An 18,057-nucleotide genomic window follows, 5' to 3' on the forward strand; every position below is an offset into this window, starting at 1 on the left:
ATCGGGGCGGGTGGGGACGGCCATGGTGCCGAGCAGCCTGCGCCACCCGCCGCGCGCTGCGGTAGCCGCAGCGTCAATTTGTCAGCGATGCGTCACGGGTTGGCGCCGGTGCGCGTCGGACGCTCGGTCAGCCCGTCGATGACACTGGCCAGACCGGTGAACCCGGGTGCGGCGGCCATCTGGGCGGCCATCCGGCCCGACGCCGCCCGGTAGCGGGAGTCGTGCAGCACCGCGAGGATCTCGCGGCGCAGCACGCGCGCCGACGGATACTCGCTGCGGATGCGCCGACCCACGCCGGACCACGCGACCCGGGCACCGACCTCGGGCTTGTCCTCCTTGCCGCCCGTCGCGACGATGGGGACGCCGAAGCGCAGCGCGTACTGGACGCCGCCGTATCCGCCGTTGGTCACGAAAACCGATGTGCGCGGCAGCAATTCGTCGTAGGGCAGGTAGGTTGCGGCCCGCGCGTTGGGTGGGAGGTCAGGCAGCGTGTCGAGCGGCCGCCCGCCGGTGGTCACCGCCACGACGACGCCCTCGTCGGCGAGCGCACGCAGGGTCGGCGCGATCAGCTGCTCGTAGTCGAGGTTGGCGAACGTGCCCTGCGTGACGTGCACGACCGGACGGCTGCCGTCCAGCTCGGACCACCATTCCGGCAGCGGCGCCTGCGATCCGGCCGCCGACAACGGCCCGGCGAAGTGCAGCGTCTCGGGCGCATCCGACATCGGGTACTCGAACGCCGGCACGGTGAACTGCACGAGCGCGTCGGCGCGCCGGCCCCAATCCACCAGCGTGTCGGGCATGTCGACACCGTGCTGGGCGCGGTGAAGATCGTCGATCAGCGCGTACGGCCTCCGCAGCACCCGCCGGTTCACTCGGGCCAGTGCCGCGTTGCGGGGCCGGTTGAGGATACGCGCGGGCGCCAGCCCCATCCCGAACGGCGCGGTGTCGCCACTCTCGATGCACAACGGGAGCACGCCGCACTGGACGACGGCGGGCCGCTCGGGCCGCCGATGGTGCAGGAGAAACGCGGCGCCGACGAACGCGGGGTCGGCGAGCACGGCGTCTGCCGGTTGTTCGGCGAGTGCCGCCACGAGCGCGCCGTACTGGGCGCGCGCCGGACGCGCGAAGACGTGCTCGATGTCGAAGGCGATCGCGCGGGCACCCTTGAGGCGTGCCCGCTGAGGGAAACTGCGGGTGAGGTCCCGCTCGTCGTAGTCCGCTTCCGCGGGCAGCGGCACGAACCCGGCGCCCGTCGCGGCGACCTTGTCCGCGAACCGGGAGCCGGTGACGAACCGGACGTCGTCGCCGCGGGCAACGAACTGAGCGGCCAACGTCAGCAGGGGAGTCACGTGCCCGTGCACCGGCACGCTCCCGATCACGATCGATGCCATGTCGCCTCCCTGCAATCAGCTACACCGTGCTAGTATTCATTACTGTGTCACCCAAGTCAACATCTTCTCGAGGACCTCGTGAGTACCGATCGGAGTTGCGCGAGCAGCAGGCACAGGCCACCCGGCAGCGTGTCCTCGAGTCGGCGGCCGAACTGTTCGCCGCGGATGGCTACGCCCGCACCACCATGGCGAAAATCGCTGCGGCAGCGGGTGTCTCGGCCGAGACCGTGCAGGGCCTCGGACCCAAGGCCGCGCTGATGATCGCCGCGATCGAGGATGTGGCGTTCGGTGTCACCGGCGACCAGAACATCCTCGACCTCGACCCCGGCCGCGCTCTGCTGACCATCGAGGACGTCTCCGAGGCTGTCGACTTCGTCGTCGCTGTGCAGACTGAGATCCACGAGCGGACGGCCGCACTGTACCGGGCCCTCGCCGCCGGCGCGGGCGCCGATCCCGTGCTGGACCGGTACCTGAGCGACCTGATCGCCGGGGTCGGCAGGCAGGTCCGGCGGGTCGTCGACGTGTTCCGCGACCGCGGTTGGGTGCGCACCGACGTGCCCTACGACGACGTCGTCGAGACCGCGGTGGTGCTGGCCAGTGTCGAGACGTTCCTTCGGTTCACCCATCGCGACGGGCACACCGTCGACGCGTTCAGACAGTGGCTGCGCCGGATGGTGCGGGAGACGGTCTGTGCGCCGTGACGCCGGCTGTCACACATTCCGGCGCTGCGTCGTCATCCCGGTATGACCACACGCATCGAACCCGTCCCCGTCCAGCGCGCCTCGCTACTGACCCGGCTGATGTGGCGCTACGCCCGACGCCGCTTCGGCGAGGTCCCCGAACCGTTCGCCGTCTACGCCCACCACGGCGGCCTGTTGATGACGGCCGCCGCGCACGAGGGCATGCTCGAGCGGGCATCGGTGGCACTGCCGGCCGGCGTGCGCGAACTGGCCGTGTACTGGACCGCGCGCCAGATCGGCTGCTCGTGGTGCGTGGACTTCGGGGCGATGCTGATGCGCCTCGAGGGCCTGGACATGTCACGGCTCACCGACATCGACGACTATGCGACCTCACCGCTGTACTCCGACGACGAACGGGCGGCGATCGGCTATGCCGCGGCGATGACCACCGACCCGCACACCATCACCGATGACCAGGTGGCCGACCTGCGCCGCCGCTTCGGCGAGAAGGGGGTCATCGAGCTGACCTACCAGATCGGCGTCGAGAACATGCGAGCCCGGATGAACGCCGCGTTGGGCATCACCGAGCAGGGCTTCGCCTCCGGCGGTGCGTGCCGGGTGCCATGGCGATGACGCCGTGAGTTCTTGCTGGGTGTTTCAATCGTCGGATGACCCGCGATGAGCGTCCGGCCGCAGCAGGCGGGCGACCTCGCGACGCCACGATCGACGAGCGCGTGCTGGCCGCGACCCGCGAACTGCTGCTCGAAGTCGGCTGGGACGACCTCAGCGTGCGGATGGTGGCGAGCAGGGCCGGCGTGGGCCGCGCCAGCCTGAACCGCCGCTGGAACTCCAAGGCCGAACTCGTCCTGCACGCGATCCTGGGCGAAACCCCGGATCTGACACCGTTTTCCGGGACCGACCTGACCGGCTGGGTCGAGTGGGTGGTGCGGGGCAGCCACGAGCTGTTCGGCAGGCGCGACGTCAGCGAGGCGGTTCCGGGGCTGCTGCTGGCGCTGCGGGAGAACGACGACATGCGAAAAGCCCTGTGGGCCAACTTCAGTACGCCCGCGGTCGCGCTGTTCGCCGAGCATCTGGCCGCCGACACCCCGGCGCGACGCCGGCGTGCCGAACGGGACGCCCGCGCAGTGCTGGTGATGGCCGCGGGCGCGGCGCTGTTCTTGAACACCGTGGCCGGCGAGGACGACACCGAAGCGCTACGGCACCGGATCGCCGAGCTGCTGTCGACGAGCATCCGCAGCGTTCCCCCGCACTGAGGCGATGATCGCCGCGCGCGGCGACCGCCACTGCATCCCCAGATCGTGCAGCGTGGCGGTGTCGTCGGTGGGCGTGGCCGCCAGCAGCAGAGTCGCCGCCTCGTGACTCAACCCGTCGGGCAGCGCCACGTGACGCGCGAGAAGGTCGGCGGCGCGGGCGGCGCCGAGCAGCACCGCGGCCGGCACCGTGACTCGGCGGATCCGCCGTTCGAGACCGTCCTCCAGCGCGGCGATCATCTCGTCGAAGTCCAGCAGCTCGCCGCCGCACACATAGCGGCGCGGCCCACGGCCGGGGCGCATGGCCCGCGCGTGCACGTCGGCGACGTCGCGCACGTCGATCATCTGCATGCCGCCCCGCAACCGCGGCGCGATGGCCCACCTCACGATCGGCGCCCACCCGCGTTCGGTGACACCGGGGGCGGTGCCGAACGCCGGGCCGACGACACTCGACGGATAGGTCACCACGACGGGGGCGCCGTCGTCCTGCAGCCGGCGGGCCACCCGGTCGGCGTACGCCTTGGTCTTGGCGTAGGCGCTGCGGCCCACCGCGGTCGGGGTCTCCGGTGAGATCACGCCGTCGGTCGGCGGGAAGAGCGCACTGTAGCTGCTCACGGTCAGAACCGGGTCCAGGCCGCGCTCGACCGCCCGGTGCAGGATCGCCTCGGTCGCCAACGCGTTGACGTCCCACATCAGCCGCACCCGCCGCTCGTCGGTGCCGACGACACCGGCCGCGTGCACCAGCGCCTCGGCACCGTCGAGGAACGCGACAACGTCTGCGTCACAACAGATGTCGCCGACGACGACCTTCACGGGTCCCGCCGTCCTCAGCCGGTCGAGCACGGGCGCGTCCGCCTCGGCCTACGGCACCAGCAGGCGCAGCCGATGGCCGGCCGTCAGCAGCGCCCGCGCGGTGTGCGCCCCCACGTAACCGGTCGCCCCGGTGACCGCGATGTCCAGTGTTCCGCCTCCTCAGCCCCCGGGTGCTACATTACGATGCCAATGGCATCGATACAAGCGTTCAGCCCGGCGGCACTCGGCCCGCTGACGCTGAAGAACCGGTTCATCAAGGCCGCCACCTTCGAGGGGGTGATGCCGCGCGGGCAGGTCAGTCCGGCACTGGTCGACTTCCACGCCGAGGTGGCCCGCGGCGGTGCGGCCATGACCACGGTGGCCTATTGCGCGGTCTCCCCCGGCGGCCGGGTGCACCGCGACACGGTCGTCCTCGACGCCGAGCGCGCACGACAACTGCGCGCGCTCACCGATGCGGTACACGCCGAAGGGGCACTGGCGTGCGCCCAGATCGGCCACGCCGGCCTGGTGGCCAACACCGTGTCCAACCGCGCGCCCACGCTGGCACCGTCCACCCGTCTCAGCGCGCCGGCGATGGGCGTGGTCCGGGCCGCGACAGCCCACCAACTCGACGGCGTCGTCGACGACTTCGGCGCCGCCGCCGCACATGCCGTGGACGCCGGCTTCGACGCGATCGAGATCCACATGGGACACGGCTATCTGCTGAGTTCGTTCTTCAGCCCGAACCTCAACCGGCGCACCGACCGCTACGGGGGTGACACCGCCCGGCGCGCCGAACTCGCCCGCCGGGTAGCCGAGCGGGTGCGGCGCACGGTCGGCGACACCGTCGCCGTCACCGCGAAGTTCAACATGGACGACGGTGTGCGGCGCGGCTTCTGGCTCACCGACAGCCTGCCCACGGCGCGGCTGCTGGAGGCCGACGGACATCTCGACGCACTGCAGCTGACCGGCGGCAGCTCACTGGCCAACCCCATGTACTACTTCCGCGGAGACGTCCCGCTCGACGAGTTCATCGCCTCCCAGCCGCGCGCCGTCGGCCTCGGGCTGCGGCTCATCGGCAAGCGGATGTTCCGCGAATATCCCTTCACCGAAGCCTTTTTCGCCCCGCAGGCGCGCCAGTTCCGGGCCGCGCTGTCGATGCCGCTGATTCTACTGGGCGGCATCAACCGGATGGACACCGTGACCGCGGCGCTCGACGACGGCTTCGCGTTCGTCGCGATGGCCCGGGCGCTGCTGCGAGAACCCGACCTGGTCAACCGGTTTCGTGAGAAGACTGCCACCGAGGGACTGTGTGTGCACTGTCAGAAATGCATGCCGACCGTCTACAGCGGAACTCACTGCGTGGTGCGCAGCGGCGAACCGGTGAACTTGTCCGGGTTGGCGATGTCGTAGACCGCCACCACCTGTCCGTCCCGCACCGTCAACGCCTGGATCCTGGGCGCGATCGCGGGTCCGTGCGCATCGCCGTCGTCGCCCCGGGAGAACACGCCCAGTTCGCCGTTGACCATCCCGAGCTCGCCGCTGGTGAACAGCCGCGGGCCGTACCGGCGCGCCAACCCGAGCAGGAACCGAGCGACCTTGTCGCTGCCGCGGATGACCTGCGGGGCCGTCGGCGCACGCCGGTTCGCGTCGCCGGTGAACGTGACCTCGGGATGCAGCAGGGCGACCACGGCCTCCAGATCACCGGCCGCCATCGCCGCCATCAACGCACCGACCACCTCGTTGTGCTCGGCCGCCGGCGGTGGCGCCGCGGAGACGGCGCGCCGCGCCCGCGACGCGAGCTGCCTCGCCGCGGCCGGCGTGGCACCGAGCACGTCGGCGATCTCGTCGAAGGGCACCGCGAACCCGTCGTGCAGCACGAACGCCACCCGCTGATCGGGTGTCAGATTCTCCAGCACCACCATCGCCGCGAAGCGGGCGTCCTCCCCGGCGACCACGGCGGCCAGCGGGTCGGCGCCGTCGAGCGTCGTCACCACCGGTTCGGGCAGCCAGGTGCCTGCATAGGTCTCACGCCGGTGGGCCGCCGACCGGAGCCGGTCGAGCGCCAACCGGCTGACCACCGTGGTGAGCCACGCCCGCAGATCGACGATGCCGGCGTCGCGGTGCGCGGCCCAGCGCAGCCATGCGTCCTGCACCACGTCCTCGGCGTCGGCGAACGTGCCGGTGAGGCGGTAGCCCACGGCGAGCAGGTAGGAGCGCAGTTCTTCGAACTCCTCGACCCGCACGGTCATGACATCGAGGGTAATACCGATCGCAGGCACCCCGAACGTGCATTCCTTGTAGTCGCACACGAGCGAGGACTACCGTGACCGCACGTTCGCGAGAGGGCGTCAGCGCTGGGTGAAAATCGTTCGGTGCCACGGCTTGTCGACCACGCCGGTGATGTCGCTCATCACATGCTTGATCGACAGGTACTCCTCGAGCGAGTACTGGCTCATGTCCTTGCCGAAGCCCGAGGCGCCGAACCCGCCGTGCGGCATCTCGGAGATGATCGGGATGTGGTCGTTGATCCACACACAGCCGGCATGGATTTCGCGCGACGCGCGCTGCGCGCGATAGACATCGCGCGTCCACGCCGAGGCCGCCAAACCGTAGGCGGTGTCGTTGGCCTGGCGGATCGCATCGTCGTCGTCGGTGAACGAGCGCACCGTCAGCACCGGACCGAAGATCTCGTCGCGGTACACCTCGGACTGCTCGGCCACGTCGGCGATCAGCGTCGGCCGGTAGAACGAGCCGGGCCCGTCCGGCGCCACACCGCCCGTGACGATGCGCCCGCCTTCGCCCGGCGCGCGCTCGACCATCCCTGCCACCTTGGCTCGGTGCGCCGACGTGATCAACGGGCCCAGATCGGTATCCGGATCGGAAGGGTCGCCGAGGACGATCTTGCCCATCACCTCGGCGACCCCGGCGACGAAGTCGTCGTACACCTCGCGGGCGACGATCGCGCGGGTGGCCGCGGTGCAGTCCTGCCCGGTGTTGATCAGCGACCCGGCGACCGCACCCTGGATCGCCGCGTCGAGATCGGCATCGTCGAACACCACGAAGGGCGCCTTGCCGCCCAGTTCGAGTTGGGTGCGGTGGCCATGCACCGCGGCGGCGGCCATCACCTTGCGCCCGACGGCCGTCGACCCCGTGAACGTCACCATGTCGACGTCGGCGTGGCCGGCCAGCGCGGTCCCCACGTCGGCGCCCGCACCGGTCAGCACGTTGAGCACGCCGGGCGGCAGTCCCGCCTCGCCGGCGAGCCGGGCCAGCGTCAGCGTGGTCAGCGGGGTGATCTCGGCGGGCTTGATCACCACGCTGCAGCCGGCGGCCAGGGCGGGCAACACCTTCCACACCGCCATCTGCAGCGGGTAATTCCACGGGGTGATCGTCGCGACCACGCCGACGGCCTCGCGGCGGATCGACGACGTGTGATCGCCGGAGTACTCCCCCGAGGCCTTGCCCTCGAGATGGCGGGCGGCACCGGCGAAGAAGTCGATGTTGTCCACGCTGCCGGGCACGTCGAACTCCGTGGCCAGCCGCACCGGCTTGCCCGTCTGGCTGACCTCCTCGGCCACCAGCGTGTCGGCGGCCTCGTCGGCCAGCTTCGCCAGCGTGGCCAGCACCGCCGAGCGCTCGGCCGGCGTGGCCCCGGCCCAACCGGGCAGCGCCGCACGCGCGGAGGCGACAGCGCGGTCGACGTCGCCGGGTGAGGCCAGCGCCATCTCGGCGACGGCCTGCCCCGTCGCCGGGTTGATCACGGTGTGCGAAGCGCCGCCGGTACGCACCGGTGCGCCGTCGATCCAGCTGCCGGCCAGATCCGTCGAGGACGAAACCACAGTCATGGCCCCACGGTATCGTGCACGACGCCGGGATCGCTACGCATTACCTCACCATCAGCCGCCCCCGACGAGTGATTTCATGGTGATGGTTGCTTGAAACGACGGATTCCGTGCACAATCCTAGGCATGGTCAACCCGGGGGTCCCGCACGCCGTCGGCCCCGTCTCGTTCCGCGTCAATCAGTCGCGTCCCGGTGCCGCCTTCCAGCTCGACGAGCTCTCCAAGGCGATCATCGAGAAGCTGCAGCAGGACGGCCGCCGCTCCTACGCGGGCATCGGCAAGGCCGTGGGGCTGTCCGAGGCCGCGGTGCGCCAGCGCGTCCAGCGCATGGTCGACGCCGGCGTGATGCAGATCGTCGCGGTCACCGACCCCATGCAGCTCGGCTTCGCCCGCCAGGCCATGATCGGCGTCCGCTGCACGGGCGACACCACCAAGATCGCCGAGAAACTCGCCGCGCTGGAATCCGTCGACTACGTGGTCCTGACCGCGGGCTCGTTCGACGCCATCGTCGAAGTGGTGTGCGAGGACGACGACCACCTACTCCAGCTGCTCAACACGCAGATCCGCGCTTTACCGGGAGTGATATCCACAGAGACCCTTGTTTACCTGAAACTCGTTAAGCAGCAATACAATTGGGGAACCCGATGACAATCATTTCCGAAACCGAACAGCAGACGACAAGCAACCTCGCCGCGACGGCCAAGCGCCATCTCTGGGGGCACTTCGCCCGCCACGGCGCCGACATCACCCCGCCGATGATCACCCGCGGCGAGGGCGTGCACATCTACGACGACCAGGGCAAGCAGTACATCGACGGGCTCTCGGGCCTGTTCGTGGTGCAGGTGGGCCACGGCCGCAAGGAGCTCGCCGAGGCCGCCGCCAAGCAGGCCGAGCAGCTGGCGTTCTTCCCGCTGTGGTCCTATGCGACACCCACCGCGGTCGAACTGGCCGAGCGCGTGGCCGGCTACGCACCGGGCGATCTGAACCGCGTCTTCTTCACCACCGGCGGCGGCGAGGCCGTCGAGAGCGCCTGGAAGCTGGCCAAGCAGTACTACAAGCTGACCGGCAGGCCCGGCAAGTACAAGGTGATCTCGCGGTCCATCGCCTACCACGGCACGCCGCAGGGAGCGCTGGCCATCACCGGCATCCCGACGTTCAAGGCGCCCTTCGATCCGCCGACCCCCGGTGGTTTCCGGGTGCCCAACACCAATTTCTACCGCGCGCCCGAGCAGTTCAGCACGGACCCCAAGGCGTGGGGACGCTACTGCGCGGACCGCATCGCCGAGGCCATCGAGTTCGAGGGCCCCGACACCGTCGCCGCGGTGTTCCTCGAGCCGGTGCAGAACGCCGGCGGCTGCTTCCCGCCGCCGCCCGGGTACTTCGAGCGGGTCCGCGAGATCTGCGACGAGTACGACGTGCTGCTGGTCTCCGACGAGGTGATCTGCGCGTACGGCCGCATCGGTTCGATGTTCGCGTGCAACGACTTCAACTACGTGCCGGACATCATCACCTCGGCCAAGGGGCTGACCTCCGGGTACTCCCCGCTGGGCGCGATGATCGCCAGCGACCGGCTCTTCGAGCCGTTCAACGACGGCCACACCGTGTTCGGGCACGGCTACACCTTCGGCGGGCACCCGGTGTCCTCGGCGGTCGCGCTGGCCAACCTCGACATCTTCGAGCGGGAAGGCATCAACGCCCACGTCAGGGAGTTGGCGCCGGCCTTCCGCGCGACGCTGGAGAAGCTCTACGACCTGCCGATCGTCGGCGACGTCCGCGGCGAGGGTTTCTTCTACGGCATCGAGCTGGTCAAGGACAAGACCACCAAGGAGACCTTCAACGACGAGGAGTCCGAGCGGCTGCTGCGCGGCTTCCTGACCCCCGCGCTGTGGGAGGCAGGCCTGTACTGCCGCGCCGACGACCGCGGCGACCCAGTCGTGCAGCTGGCTCCCCCGCTGATCAGCGGGCAGAAGGAGTTCGACGCGATCTACGACGTGCTGCACAACGTCCTCGGCGAGGCCAGCCGCCGGATGTAGCTCATCCCCTTCGCCGAAACTGCGTTCCGTGCGACCACATCAGCGAAAACGGCGCGTGGAATACAGTTTCGGCGAGACTGGGTGGTGATGAAACCGCCGATCGCCCCCGTGCGCTGGCAGGCGCCGCCCGTGCGGCCCCTGCCCCCGTTCCCGACCGCCGACGTCACGCTGATCCCGGTGCCGGGCGGCGAGCCCGAGGACGTCGTCACCGACGGCGACGGCCGGTTGTGGGTCGGCGCGCTCGACGGGGGCATCGTGCGGCTGGAACGCGACGGCACGGCGCCGGTCGTGATCGCCAACACCGGGGGCCGTCCGCTGGGTCTGGGTTTCGCGCGCGACGGGCGGCTGCTGATCTGCGACAGCCCGCGCGGGCTGCTGGCGCTGGAGCCGGCCACCGGCCGCATCGAGACCCTGGTGGACTCGATCGCGGGCCGGACGCTGCAGTTCTGCTCCAATGTCACCGAGACACCGGACGGCGCAATCTATTTCACCGAGTCCACGTCGCACTTCACCGTGGGGAACTATGTCGGCGCGATCCTCGAGGCACGCCCGCGGGGCGCCCTGCACCGCCTGGACCCCGACGGCACGGTGACGACCGTCGTCGACGGGCTGTACTTCGCCAACGGCGTGACGCCCACCGCGGACGGCACGGCGTTGGTGGTCGCCGAGACCCAGGGCAGGCGGCTGTCCACGTACTGGCTGAGCGGGCCGCGCGCGGGCGAGTTCACCCCGCTGGTCGAGCATCTGCCCGCGATGCCGGACAACCTGTCGACCGGTGCGGACGGACGGATCTGGTGCGCGATGGTCACGCCGGCCAACCCGGTCGCCGACCGGCTGGCCGCCGGACCGCCGCTGCTGCGCCAGGCGGTGTGGCGGCTGCCCGCGCGGCTGCAGCCCAAGCCGGTCGCCGTCGTGTGGGTGGTGGCGTTCGATCCCGACACCGGCGCGGTCGTGGCCGGCATGCGCACCACTCACCCGGAGTTCAGCATGGTCACCGGCATGGTGGAAAGCGACGGTCGGCTCTGGATGGGCAGCATCGGCGCGCCCTACCTCGGCCGGATCGACATCGCGGCGACCGCGCTGCACACCCCCGAATTCTGATCGGTTCCTGCCAGCCGGCAGCCAATTCCTGCCAGCCGAAATGAACGCGGTGACCTGCTGGTTCTTCAGTGCAGATCACCACGATCGCCACAAGAGAAGAGCAGGACCATGAAGACGTTCACGATCACCACCGCCGCCGCAGCCGCGCTGGCCGCCGCAGTCCTCGGACTGGCCGCGCCCGCCGTAGCCGCTCCCACCGGAGGCAACGCCGCCGACACCATCAGCGCGCTCGAAGCCCAGGGCAACCGCGTCATCGTCACCCGCCAGTCCAGCACCCCGCTCGACCAGGCCTCGGTCGTCTCGATTCATCGCGGCCCCATCATGCGCCAGAGCATCCCCATCCCTGACTCCATCGGCAACGGAAGTCGCTCGGTCAGCAGTCAGACCGTCTACGTCACCATCAAGTAAGCGACGCGTTCCTGCCACGCACCCTCGAGATCCTGCCAACGGAAATGAAAGTCGGGCGTGGCCGGTTGTACCCGGCGGACCGGACGCGCACCACGAAATCCGGTCCGGCACATATGACTTCACACAGTCAGAACCGCGCGACTCGCTCCACGGCTCCGACCCGACTTCAGGGAAGAGCACCCATGAAAACCTTCACCATCGCCATCGCCGCCGCAGCCGCCCTCACCGCGGGCGTGCTCGGGCTGGCCGCCCCCGCACTGGCCGCCCCGTCGGGCGCCGGCAGCGCCGCCGACACCATCAGCGCGCTGGAGGCGCAGGGCAACCGCGTCGTCGTCAACCGGCAGAGCAGCGCTCCGCTCGACGAGGCCTCGGTCGTCTCCGTCACCCGGGGTCCCGATATTCGCCAGTCGGTACCGAACGCCACCTCCAACGGTGACAACAACCGTTCGGTGAGCAATCAGACGGTGTACGTCAACGTGCGCTAGCACGACAGACAGCATGAAGGGGCACCTCCGTACAGAGGTGCCCCTTTGTCATATGCCTCAGACCGCGCGCAGCGGCGGCGGGGGGACTGCGGTCCGCGACTGATAGGACGGATGCCTGCGCATCGCCTCCTCGAGCGCGCGGGCCCGTCGCTGCGCGGCACTGCGGGCCGCGTGCGACTGCAGGTCGATCACCGTGGCGGTATTCGTCATCATCAACGCCCTTCCGCTGAATGCCTTCGATTCCTTCAGCGTGCCCGGCCCACCTGAGCGTCTTCGTCAGTGTTGGCCGTGAACTTGATGAGAGAAATAACCCGACAGACCCGCCGGTAAACACTCAGCTGCGCAGAGTCAGCACGCTGATGTCCGGCCGCGCGCCCACCCGTAGCGGGGGACCCCAGAATCCCGCCCCGCGGGTGACGTAGAGCTGGGTGTCGCGCACCGTCGACAGCCCGGCCAGGGCCGGTTGCGCCAGCTCGACGACGTAGTGGAACGGCCACATCTGGCCGCCGTGCGTGTGGCCCGACAGCTGCAGATCCACCTGCCGCTGCGCGGCCTCGGCCACCTGAACCGGCTGGTGAGCAAGCAGCACGGTCGCTGTCGCAGGATCGACGCCCCGCAGCGCCCGGTCGAAGTCCGGCGGATCCGACCGCGACTCCCCCGCGACGTCGTTGACTCCGGCCAGATCGAACGCCGCCGACCCGCGGCGGATCCGGGTGTTCTCGTTGCGCAGCACGTGCAGGCCCAGCCGTTCGAGTTCACGCAGCCACGACGCGGTGCCGTCGATGAAGTACTCGTGGTTGCCGGTGACGAAGAACGTGCCCTCCCGGGAGACCAGGTCGGCCAGCGGCGCCGCGGCAGGCCCGAGCTGCTCGACGGTGCCGTCGACGAGGTCGCCGACGACGGCCACCAGGTCTGGCTCGGTCTCGTTGATCATCCGCACGATCCGTTCGGTGTGCGCGCGGCCCAGCAGCGGTCCGAGGTGGATGTCGGAGACCACCGCGACGCGGAACCCGTCGAAGGCCGCATCGAGCCGCGGCAATCGCACCGGCACCCGCAGCACGTCGGGCGGCCCGATCGCGGTCGCGACGCCGACGCCGGTGACACCCACCGCGGCGGCACCCGCGGCCACCGCACCGGCGCGGGCGAGGAACTGCCGCCGGTCGAGCACGGGGGCCGGTTCGGCCGGTGTGCGGCGCCGCCGCAGCCAGGCCGCCAGCCGGACCGGCTCGATGACCAGCAGCGCCAGGAACAGATAGACCAGCACGCCGAACCAGACGTAGCCCGGCCAGGCGAACCAGCCGGACTCCTCGACACCGGCAACCCGCGGCAGTACCAGCGTGAGCACCAGCAGCGCGGTCAAGCTCAGCAGCGCCAGCGTGAGGATGCGACGCCAGCGGCCCGGTCCGGTGGTGTCCTTGATCGTCCGGAACCAGACGTAGAACGTCATCAGCCCGAGAATCGAGCCGAGAACGAGGATGAACATGTGCGTCCTTTTCGGGCGGCGCGGGCGGCTCGGGGCGGTCTCCCCAGGGTAGTGACCGCGGCCCGACCGCTACCCCGAGCAGTCACATTCGAAACACTGGTCACACCTGTCACCGCGTGGCTTCCGGGCCGGGCATGTTCGATCGCCTAATCTGCAACATCGATGGCGACCTTGACGAAGATCTCGACACGCGCGTCTGCGCTGGTCACGGCCATGATGCTGGCGCTGGCCCCGGTCGCCGCCGCCCAACCCGCACCGGCGCCGGAGGCCAACACCTGCCCCTACAAGGAATCGACGCCGCCGGCGGTCGACGCGTCCGAGGTCCCTGAGTCGGGCGACCCGCCGGCACCGCTGCCGGTGCCCGCCAAGCCGATGGGCGGCGACGCGCTGTCGGGCTGCGGCGTGATCACCGCGCCGGGCACTCCGCCGCTGCCGACCGATGTGTCCGCCGAAGCCTGGCTGGTGGCCGACCTCGACAGCGGCGAGGTCATCGCCGCACGCGACCCGCACGGCCGTCACCGCCCCGCGAGCATCATCAAGGTGCTCGTCGCGATGCAGGCCATCCGCGACCTGCCTCTGCACAAGGTCGTTGCAGGCACGCAGGACGACGCCAACGCCGAAGGCACCAAGGTCGGCGTCGGCGAAGGCGGGTTCTACTCGATCAACGACCTGCTGCACGGGTTGCTCATGCACTCGGGCAACGACGCCGCGCACGCGCTGGCGATGCAGCTGGGCGGCATGGACACCACGCTGAACAAACTCAACACCCTCGCCAGCAGGCTCGGCGCCCGCGACACCCGCGTCGCGACACCATCAGGGCTGGACGGCCCCGGCATGAGCACGTCGGCCTACGACATCGGCCTGTTCTACCGCTATGCGTGGAACAACCCCGTCTTCGCGAACATCGTTCACACCCAAGAGTTTCCGTTCCCCGGCCGCGGCGACGGCGGCTACCCGATCGAGAACGACAACAAGCTGCTGGCCAACTATCCGGGCGCACTGGGCGGCAAGACGGGTTACACCGACGACGCCGGGCAGACGTTCGTCGGCGCCGCCGACCACGACGGGCGGCGCCTGGTCGCGGTGCTGATGCGCGGCACCCGCCAGCCGATCGCGCCGTGGGAACAGGCCGCACACCTGCTCGACTACGGGTTCGCCACCGCGCCGGGCACCAAGGTGGGCACGCTGATCGAACCCGATCCGTCGCTGGCAGCGCCCAAGGCCGATCCCGCCGCCGCGGCGACAACGAACAAGGCCAGCGCCGCGCTGCCGGACGTCGACGCGATGCCGGTGCGGGTCGGGGTGGGCGTCGTCGGCTCCATCATCGTGTTCAGCCTCATGATGGGGGCGCGGGCGCTCAACCGCAGGCCGCAGCACTAACGGTCACGCCGCCGCGAGAAGCTCAGCGCGCCCAGCGCTCCCGCCGCTGCCGCGACGCCTGCCTGCCACGGGGCCAGACCCGGCCGGGTGATGATGCGGTTGCGGATGACCGCCGGGCCCGGCGCCGGGATCGGCGCTTCGACCATGTTCTCCGATGCGGTGGCAGCCCACGCGGTGGAGAACAGGATCAGCCGCGCGGTGATGTAGGCGAACACCATCAGACCGAGCACCGGCCCGAACGTCGCGCCGGCGGGGCCATTGACGACCGAGCGCAGATAAACGGCGCCGACCATCTTGAAGACCTCGAACGCCACGGCGGCCAGCAGCCCGGCCCGCATACTGCTCCGGAAACCGACCGACTCGCGGGGCAGGCGGGCGATCACCAACGTGAAGAACATCCAGGACACCAGCACCGACACCAGGATGGAGGCCACCCGGAACAACACGCTGAGCAGCTTCGTCTCCTCCAGACCGATCAGCTCGAAGAGGTTCTTCATCACGGATTTGTTGCTCAGCGCGGAGAGCGCCACCGTGACGGCGATGGCCACGAATGCAGAGAGCAGCGCCACCAGGTCGGACAGCTTGGTCTTGAGGAAACCGGGCGTCTCGTCACGGAAGAGGCCCCACATCTGGCTGAGCGCCTCGCGCAGGTTGGCCATCCAGCCCAGGCCCGCCCACGCGGCGGTCAACAGACCGATGACGCCGACCGAGGTGCGCGATGCGATCGCGGAGTCCATCAGTTGGACGAGTTGCTGCCCGAGCTCGCCGCTGACCGACGACCTGACTCTGGTTTCCAGGTCATCGAGCAATTCCGGCTGACCGGCCAGCACGAAGCCGCCGATCGAGAAACCCACCATCAGCAGTGGGAACAACGCGAAGATCGTGAAGTAGGTGATGCCCGCGGCGTAGAAGTCGCCCTTGCTGTCGTTGTAGCGCTGCTGGGCCCGCATCACGTGGTCGAACCAGGGCATCCGGGCCCGCAGCCGGTCGAGGACGCCGGGCTTCTCTTCGGGCGGTGAGCTCTCCGGCGCGGTCATCGGGGCCTCCTCGGGGCTAGCGCGGTGCCAGGAACCCCAGCCGGTCGTATACCCGGCGAAGCGTCCGCCCAGACACCTCGCGCGCCCGCTGCGCGCCGGCCGCCAGCACATTCTCCAGTTCGGCCGGGTCGTCGAGCAACTCGTCGACCCGGGCCTTGATCGGCGTGACGAACTCGACGACCGCGTCGGCGGTCTCCTTCTTCAGGTCGCCGTAGCCGCGGCCGGCGTATCCCTCGACGAGCTTGTCGATGTCGGCCCCGGTGACCGCGGACTGGATGGTGAGCAGATTCGACACCCCGGGTTTGGCCTCGGGGTCGAAGCGGATCTCGCGCTCGCTGTCGGTGACCGCGGACCGGATCTTCTTGGCGGTGCGCGCCGGATCGTCGAGCAGGCTGATCAGCCCGGCGTCGGTGGCCGCCGACTTGCTCATCTTGGCCGTCGGGTCGGCGAGGTCGTAGATCTTGGCGGTCGCCTTGGGGATCATCGGTTCGGGGATGACGAAGGTGTCGGGGAACCGGGCGTTGAACCGCTGCGCGACGTCGCGGGCGAGTTCGAGGTGCTGGCGCTGGTCCTCGCCGACGGGCACCAGCTCGGTGTCGTAGAGCAGCACGTCGGCGGCCATCAGGATCGGATAGGTGAAGAGGCCCACCGTCTGCGCGTCGGCGCCGTGCTTGGCCGACTTGTCCTTGAACTGCGTCATCCGCGACGCCTGCCCGAATCCGGTGAAACACCCCAGCACCCAAGCCAATTCGGAATGCTCGGGCACATGGCTCTGGACGAACACGGTCGCCCGGGCGGGGTCGACCCCCAGGGCGAGGTACTGCGCGGCGGTGGCCAGCGTGCGCCGCCGCAGCGTCGCGGGATCCTGCGCCAGCGTGATGGCGTGCAGATCCACCACGCAGAAGTACGCGTCGTGACCGTCCTGCAGGCCCACCCACTGCGCCACCGCGCCCAGCGCGTTGCCCAGATGCAGAGAGTCGGAGGTGGGTTGCGCGCCGGAGAAGACGACGGGCTTGGCTGCGGTACTCATGGTGAGGACCAGTTTTTCATGGGGGCCCGCTGTTTCCGTCGGCGGCCATCCGACGCAGTGCGCTCAGGAACACACGCCGCTCCTCGGCGCCGAGCAGGCCGAGCCAGCGCTCCTCGCCGCGCTGGATCTGCGCCTGCGCCGCATCCTTGACGCGCCGCCCCCGCTCGGTGATGCGCAGCAACCGCGCACGTCGGTCCTCCGGGTCGGGCACGCGTTCGATGTGGCCGCTGTGCTGAAGGTCGTCGAGGGTCCGGATGATGCGGGTCTTGTCGGCGTTGATGGACTCGGCCAACGCGGCCTGGGTGCGCACCTCGCCCCTGTCGAGCGCGCAGAGCACGACGTAGCCCCACATCGTCAGGCCGTGCGCGGCCAGCACCGGCTCCTCGGCGGCGATCAACCCCCGCATGAGCGGCGCCAGGAGCGCGGCCAGGTCGGCGCGGCGAGGTGAGGAACCCACCCGAGGAGCGTAAGCGTTGCGATATCGTATGCGCGCGCATATCATATGCGTATGCCTACTTTTTCTCCTCAGCACCGCACCGCCGTCGACGCCTCGATCGAGGTCGTCGCCGGCGTCCGCAGCACCGACCTCGACCGGACCACCCCGTGCGCCGGATGGACGCTGGCCGATCTGCTCGCCCACATGACCGCGCAACACCGCGGGTTCGCCGCCGCCGCACGCGGCCACGGGGCCGACGCCGACGTGTGGCGCCCCGAACCGCTGGCCGAGGCGATCGCCGCCGATCCGGTGGGCACCTACACCGCGGCGGCCCGCGACGTCCTCGCGGCGTTCGCAACCCCCGGCGCGGACGAGGCGCTGTTCGCGCTGCCGGAGTTCGGCCCCGACGTCACCGTCGCCGGCGAGACGGCGATGGGGTTCCACTTCGTCGACTACGTGGTGCACGGCTGGGACGTCGCCGCGTCGCTGGGCAGGGCGTTCACGCTGCCCGACGACGTCATCGCCGCCGTCACGCCGCTGACGCTGGCTGTTCCCGACGGCGACTTCCGCGACGCCGACCCCTCCCCGTTCGCGCGGGCGCTGCCGCCCGCCGACGGCGACGGGTTGGCCCGGTTGCTGCGCCACCTCGGACGCTCCCCGGACTGGAGCCCCGCCCCCCGGTAGT

The 18,057-nt window shown here is 70.1% G+C and carries 19 protein-coding genes and 1 pseudogene; 11 read left to right on the top strand and 9 right to left on the bottom strand.

The window, feature by feature from the left end; translation table 11 throughout:
- Positions 1–92: 92 nt before the first annotated feature.
- On the bottom strand, positions 93–1,391 hold the full coding sequence (locus G6N45_RS25640; protein ID WP_163726525.1) for a glycosyltransferase: 1,299 nt from the start codon (positions 1,389–1,391) through the stop codon (positions 93–95).
- A 95-nt stretch (positions 1,392–1,486) separates the two neighbouring features.
- On the opposite strand from G6N45_RS25640, the gene G6N45_RS25645 reads away from it, so the two are divergent.
- From G6N45_RS25645 to G6N45_RS25655, 3 genes are read left to right on the top strand one after another with little or no spacing between them, the layout of a single operon-like run.
- Positions 1,487–2,092, top strand: a complete 606-nt coding sequence (locus G6N45_RS25645) for a TetR/AcrR family transcriptional regulator (protein WP_163726528.1) — start codon at positions 1,487–1,489, stop codon at positions 2,090–2,092.
- A gap of 42 nt (positions 2,093–2,134) precedes the next feature.
- A complete protein-coding gene (locus G6N45_RS25650) occupies positions 2,135–2,704 on the top strand; it encodes a carboxymuconolactone decarboxylase family protein (RefSeq protein ID WP_163726531.1) in 570 nt (189 codons plus the stop codon).
- A gap of 35 nt (positions 2,705–2,739) precedes the next feature.
- On the top strand, positions 2,740–3,345 hold the full coding sequence (locus tag G6N45_RS25655) for a TetR/AcrR family transcriptional regulator (RefSeq protein WP_163726534.1): 606 nt from the start codon (positions 2,740–2,742) through the stop codon (positions 3,343–3,345).
- Here G6N45_RS25655 and G6N45_RS25660 read toward each other — a convergent pair.
- A pseudogene (locus G6N45_RS25660) lies at positions 3,286–4,302 on the bottom strand (NAD-dependent epimerase/dehydratase family protein). The gene G6N45_RS25655 and the pseudogene G6N45_RS25660 overlap by 60 nt on opposite strands.
- Before the next feature lie 42 nt (positions 4,303–4,344).
- On the opposite strand from G6N45_RS25660, the gene G6N45_RS25665 reads away from it, so the two are divergent.
- A complete protein-coding gene (locus G6N45_RS25665; RefSeq protein ID WP_163726537.1) occupies positions 4,345–5,547 on the top strand; it encodes an NADH:flavin oxidoreductase in 1,203 nt (400 codons plus the stop codon).
- Here the strand turns inward: G6N45_RS25665 and G6N45_RS25670 are convergent.
- Together G6N45_RS25670 and G6N45_RS25675 are read right to left on the bottom strand one after the other, a co-directional pair.
- Positions 5,490–6,386, bottom strand: coding sequence for a sigma-70 family RNA polymerase sigma factor (locus G6N45_RS25670; protein ID WP_163726542.1), 897 nt, complete (start codon positions 6,384–6,386; stop codon positions 5,490–5,492). The genes G6N45_RS25665 and G6N45_RS25670 overlap by 58 nt on opposite strands.
- Positions 6,387–6,485: 99 nt before the next feature.
- The gene (locus tag G6N45_RS25675) at positions 6,486–7,982 is read right to left on the bottom strand and encodes a gamma-aminobutyraldehyde dehydrogenase (RefSeq protein WP_163726545.1); all 1,497 of its coding nucleotides are present in this window, start codon (positions 7,980–7,982) and stop codon (positions 6,486–6,488) included.
- Positions 7,983–8,105: 123 nt separating this feature from the next.
- On the opposite strand from G6N45_RS25675, the gene G6N45_RS25680 reads away from it, so the two are divergent.
- The 5 genes from G6N45_RS25680 to G6N45_RS25700 all read left to right on the top strand — a co-directional run bounded on the left by G6N45_RS25680 (position 8,106) and on the right by G6N45_RS25700 (position 12,006).
- Positions 8,106–8,627 (top strand): Lrp/AsnC family transcriptional regulator, encoded by a 522-nt coding sequence (locus tag G6N45_RS25680; RefSeq protein ID WP_043406241.1) that lies wholly within the window; start codon positions 8,106–8,108, stop codon positions 8,625–8,627.
- Complete coding sequence (locus G6N45_RS25685; protein WP_163726548.1) at positions 8,624–10,012, top strand: aspartate aminotransferase family protein; 1,389 nt, start codon at positions 8,624–8,626, stop codon at positions 10,010–10,012. Before G6N45_RS25680 ends, G6N45_RS25685 begins: the two co-directional genes overlap by 4 nt.
- Positions 10,013–10,099: 87 nt before the next feature.
- Entirely contained in the window at positions 10,100–11,113 is a 1,014-nt protein-coding gene (locus G6N45_RS25690; protein WP_163726551.1) for an SMP-30/gluconolactonase/LRE family protein, read from the top strand.
- 108 nt (positions 11,114–11,221) lie between these two features.
- Positions 11,222–11,521, top strand: a complete 300-nt coding sequence (locus G6N45_RS25695) for a hypothetical protein (RefSeq protein ID WP_163726554.1) — start codon at positions 11,222–11,224, stop codon at positions 11,519–11,521.
- Between the two features lie 182 nt (positions 11,522–11,703).
- The gene (locus G6N45_RS25700; protein ID WP_163726557.1) at positions 11,704–12,006 is read left to right on the top strand and encodes a hypothetical protein; all 303 of its coding nucleotides are present in this window, start codon (positions 11,704–11,706) and stop codon (positions 12,004–12,006) included.
- A 57-nt stretch (positions 12,007–12,063) separates the two neighbouring features.
- Here G6N45_RS25700 and G6N45_RS25705 read toward each other — a convergent pair whose 3' ends face one another.
- Positions 12,064–12,216 (bottom strand): hypothetical protein, encoded by a 153-nt coding sequence (locus tag G6N45_RS25705; RefSeq protein ID WP_220100587.1) that lies wholly within the window; start codon positions 12,214–12,216, stop codon positions 12,064–12,066.
- Between the two features lie 124 nt (positions 12,217–12,340).
- Positions 12,341–13,489: a metallophosphoesterase gene (locus tag G6N45_RS25710; protein ID WP_163726562.1), complete on the bottom strand. Its 1,149-nt coding sequence runs from the start codon at positions 13,487–13,489 to the stop codon at positions 12,341–12,343.
- A 162-nt stretch (positions 13,490–13,651) separates the two neighbouring features.
- Between G6N45_RS25710 and G6N45_RS25715 the strand changes: the two genes are divergently transcribed.
- Positions 13,652–14,869, top strand: a complete 1,218-nt coding sequence (locus G6N45_RS25715; protein ID WP_163726565.1) for a D-alanyl-D-alanine carboxypeptidase family protein — start codon at positions 13,652–13,654, stop codon at positions 14,867–14,869.
- On the opposite strand, the gene yhjD is transcribed toward G6N45_RS25715, so the two are convergent.
- Genes yhjD through G6N45_RS25730 form a run of 3 tightly spaced genes read right to left on the bottom strand, consistent with a single transcriptional unit; the run spans position 14,866 to position 17,342 of the window.
- Positions 14,866–15,906, bottom strand: a complete 1,041-nt coding sequence (gene yhjD, locus G6N45_RS25720; RefSeq protein ID WP_163726569.1) for an inner membrane protein YhjD — start codon at positions 15,904–15,906, stop codon at positions 14,866–14,868. The genes G6N45_RS25715 and yhjD overlap by 4 nt on opposite strands.
- 16 nt (positions 15,907–15,922) lie before the next feature.
- On the bottom strand, positions 15,923–16,936 hold the full coding sequence (gene trpS, locus G6N45_RS25725) for a tryptophan--tRNA ligase (protein WP_163726572.1): 1,014 nt from the start codon (positions 16,934–16,936) through the stop codon (positions 15,923–15,925).
- A gap of 16 nt (positions 16,937–16,952) precedes the next feature.
- The gene (locus G6N45_RS25730; protein ID WP_275997767.1) at positions 16,953–17,342 is read right to left on the bottom strand and encodes a MarR family winged helix-turn-helix transcriptional regulator; all 390 of its coding nucleotides are present in this window, start codon (positions 17,340–17,342) and stop codon (positions 16,953–16,955) included.
- A gap of 102 nt (positions 17,343–17,444) precedes the next feature.
- Here G6N45_RS25730 and G6N45_RS25735 point away from each other — a divergent pair, with 102 nt between their 5' ends.
- Positions 17,445–18,056: a TIGR03086 family metal-binding protein gene (locus tag G6N45_RS25735; protein ID WP_407664249.1), complete on the top strand. Its 612-nt coding sequence runs from the start codon at positions 17,445–17,447 to the stop codon at positions 18,054–18,056.
- The last annotated feature ends 1 nt before the right edge of the window (position 18,057 follow it).

This window comes from Mycolicibacterium psychrotolerans (assembly GCF_010729305.1).
Lineage (GTDB): Bacteria > Actinomycetota > Actinomycetes > Mycobacteriales > Mycobacteriaceae > Mycobacterium > Mycobacterium psychrotolerans.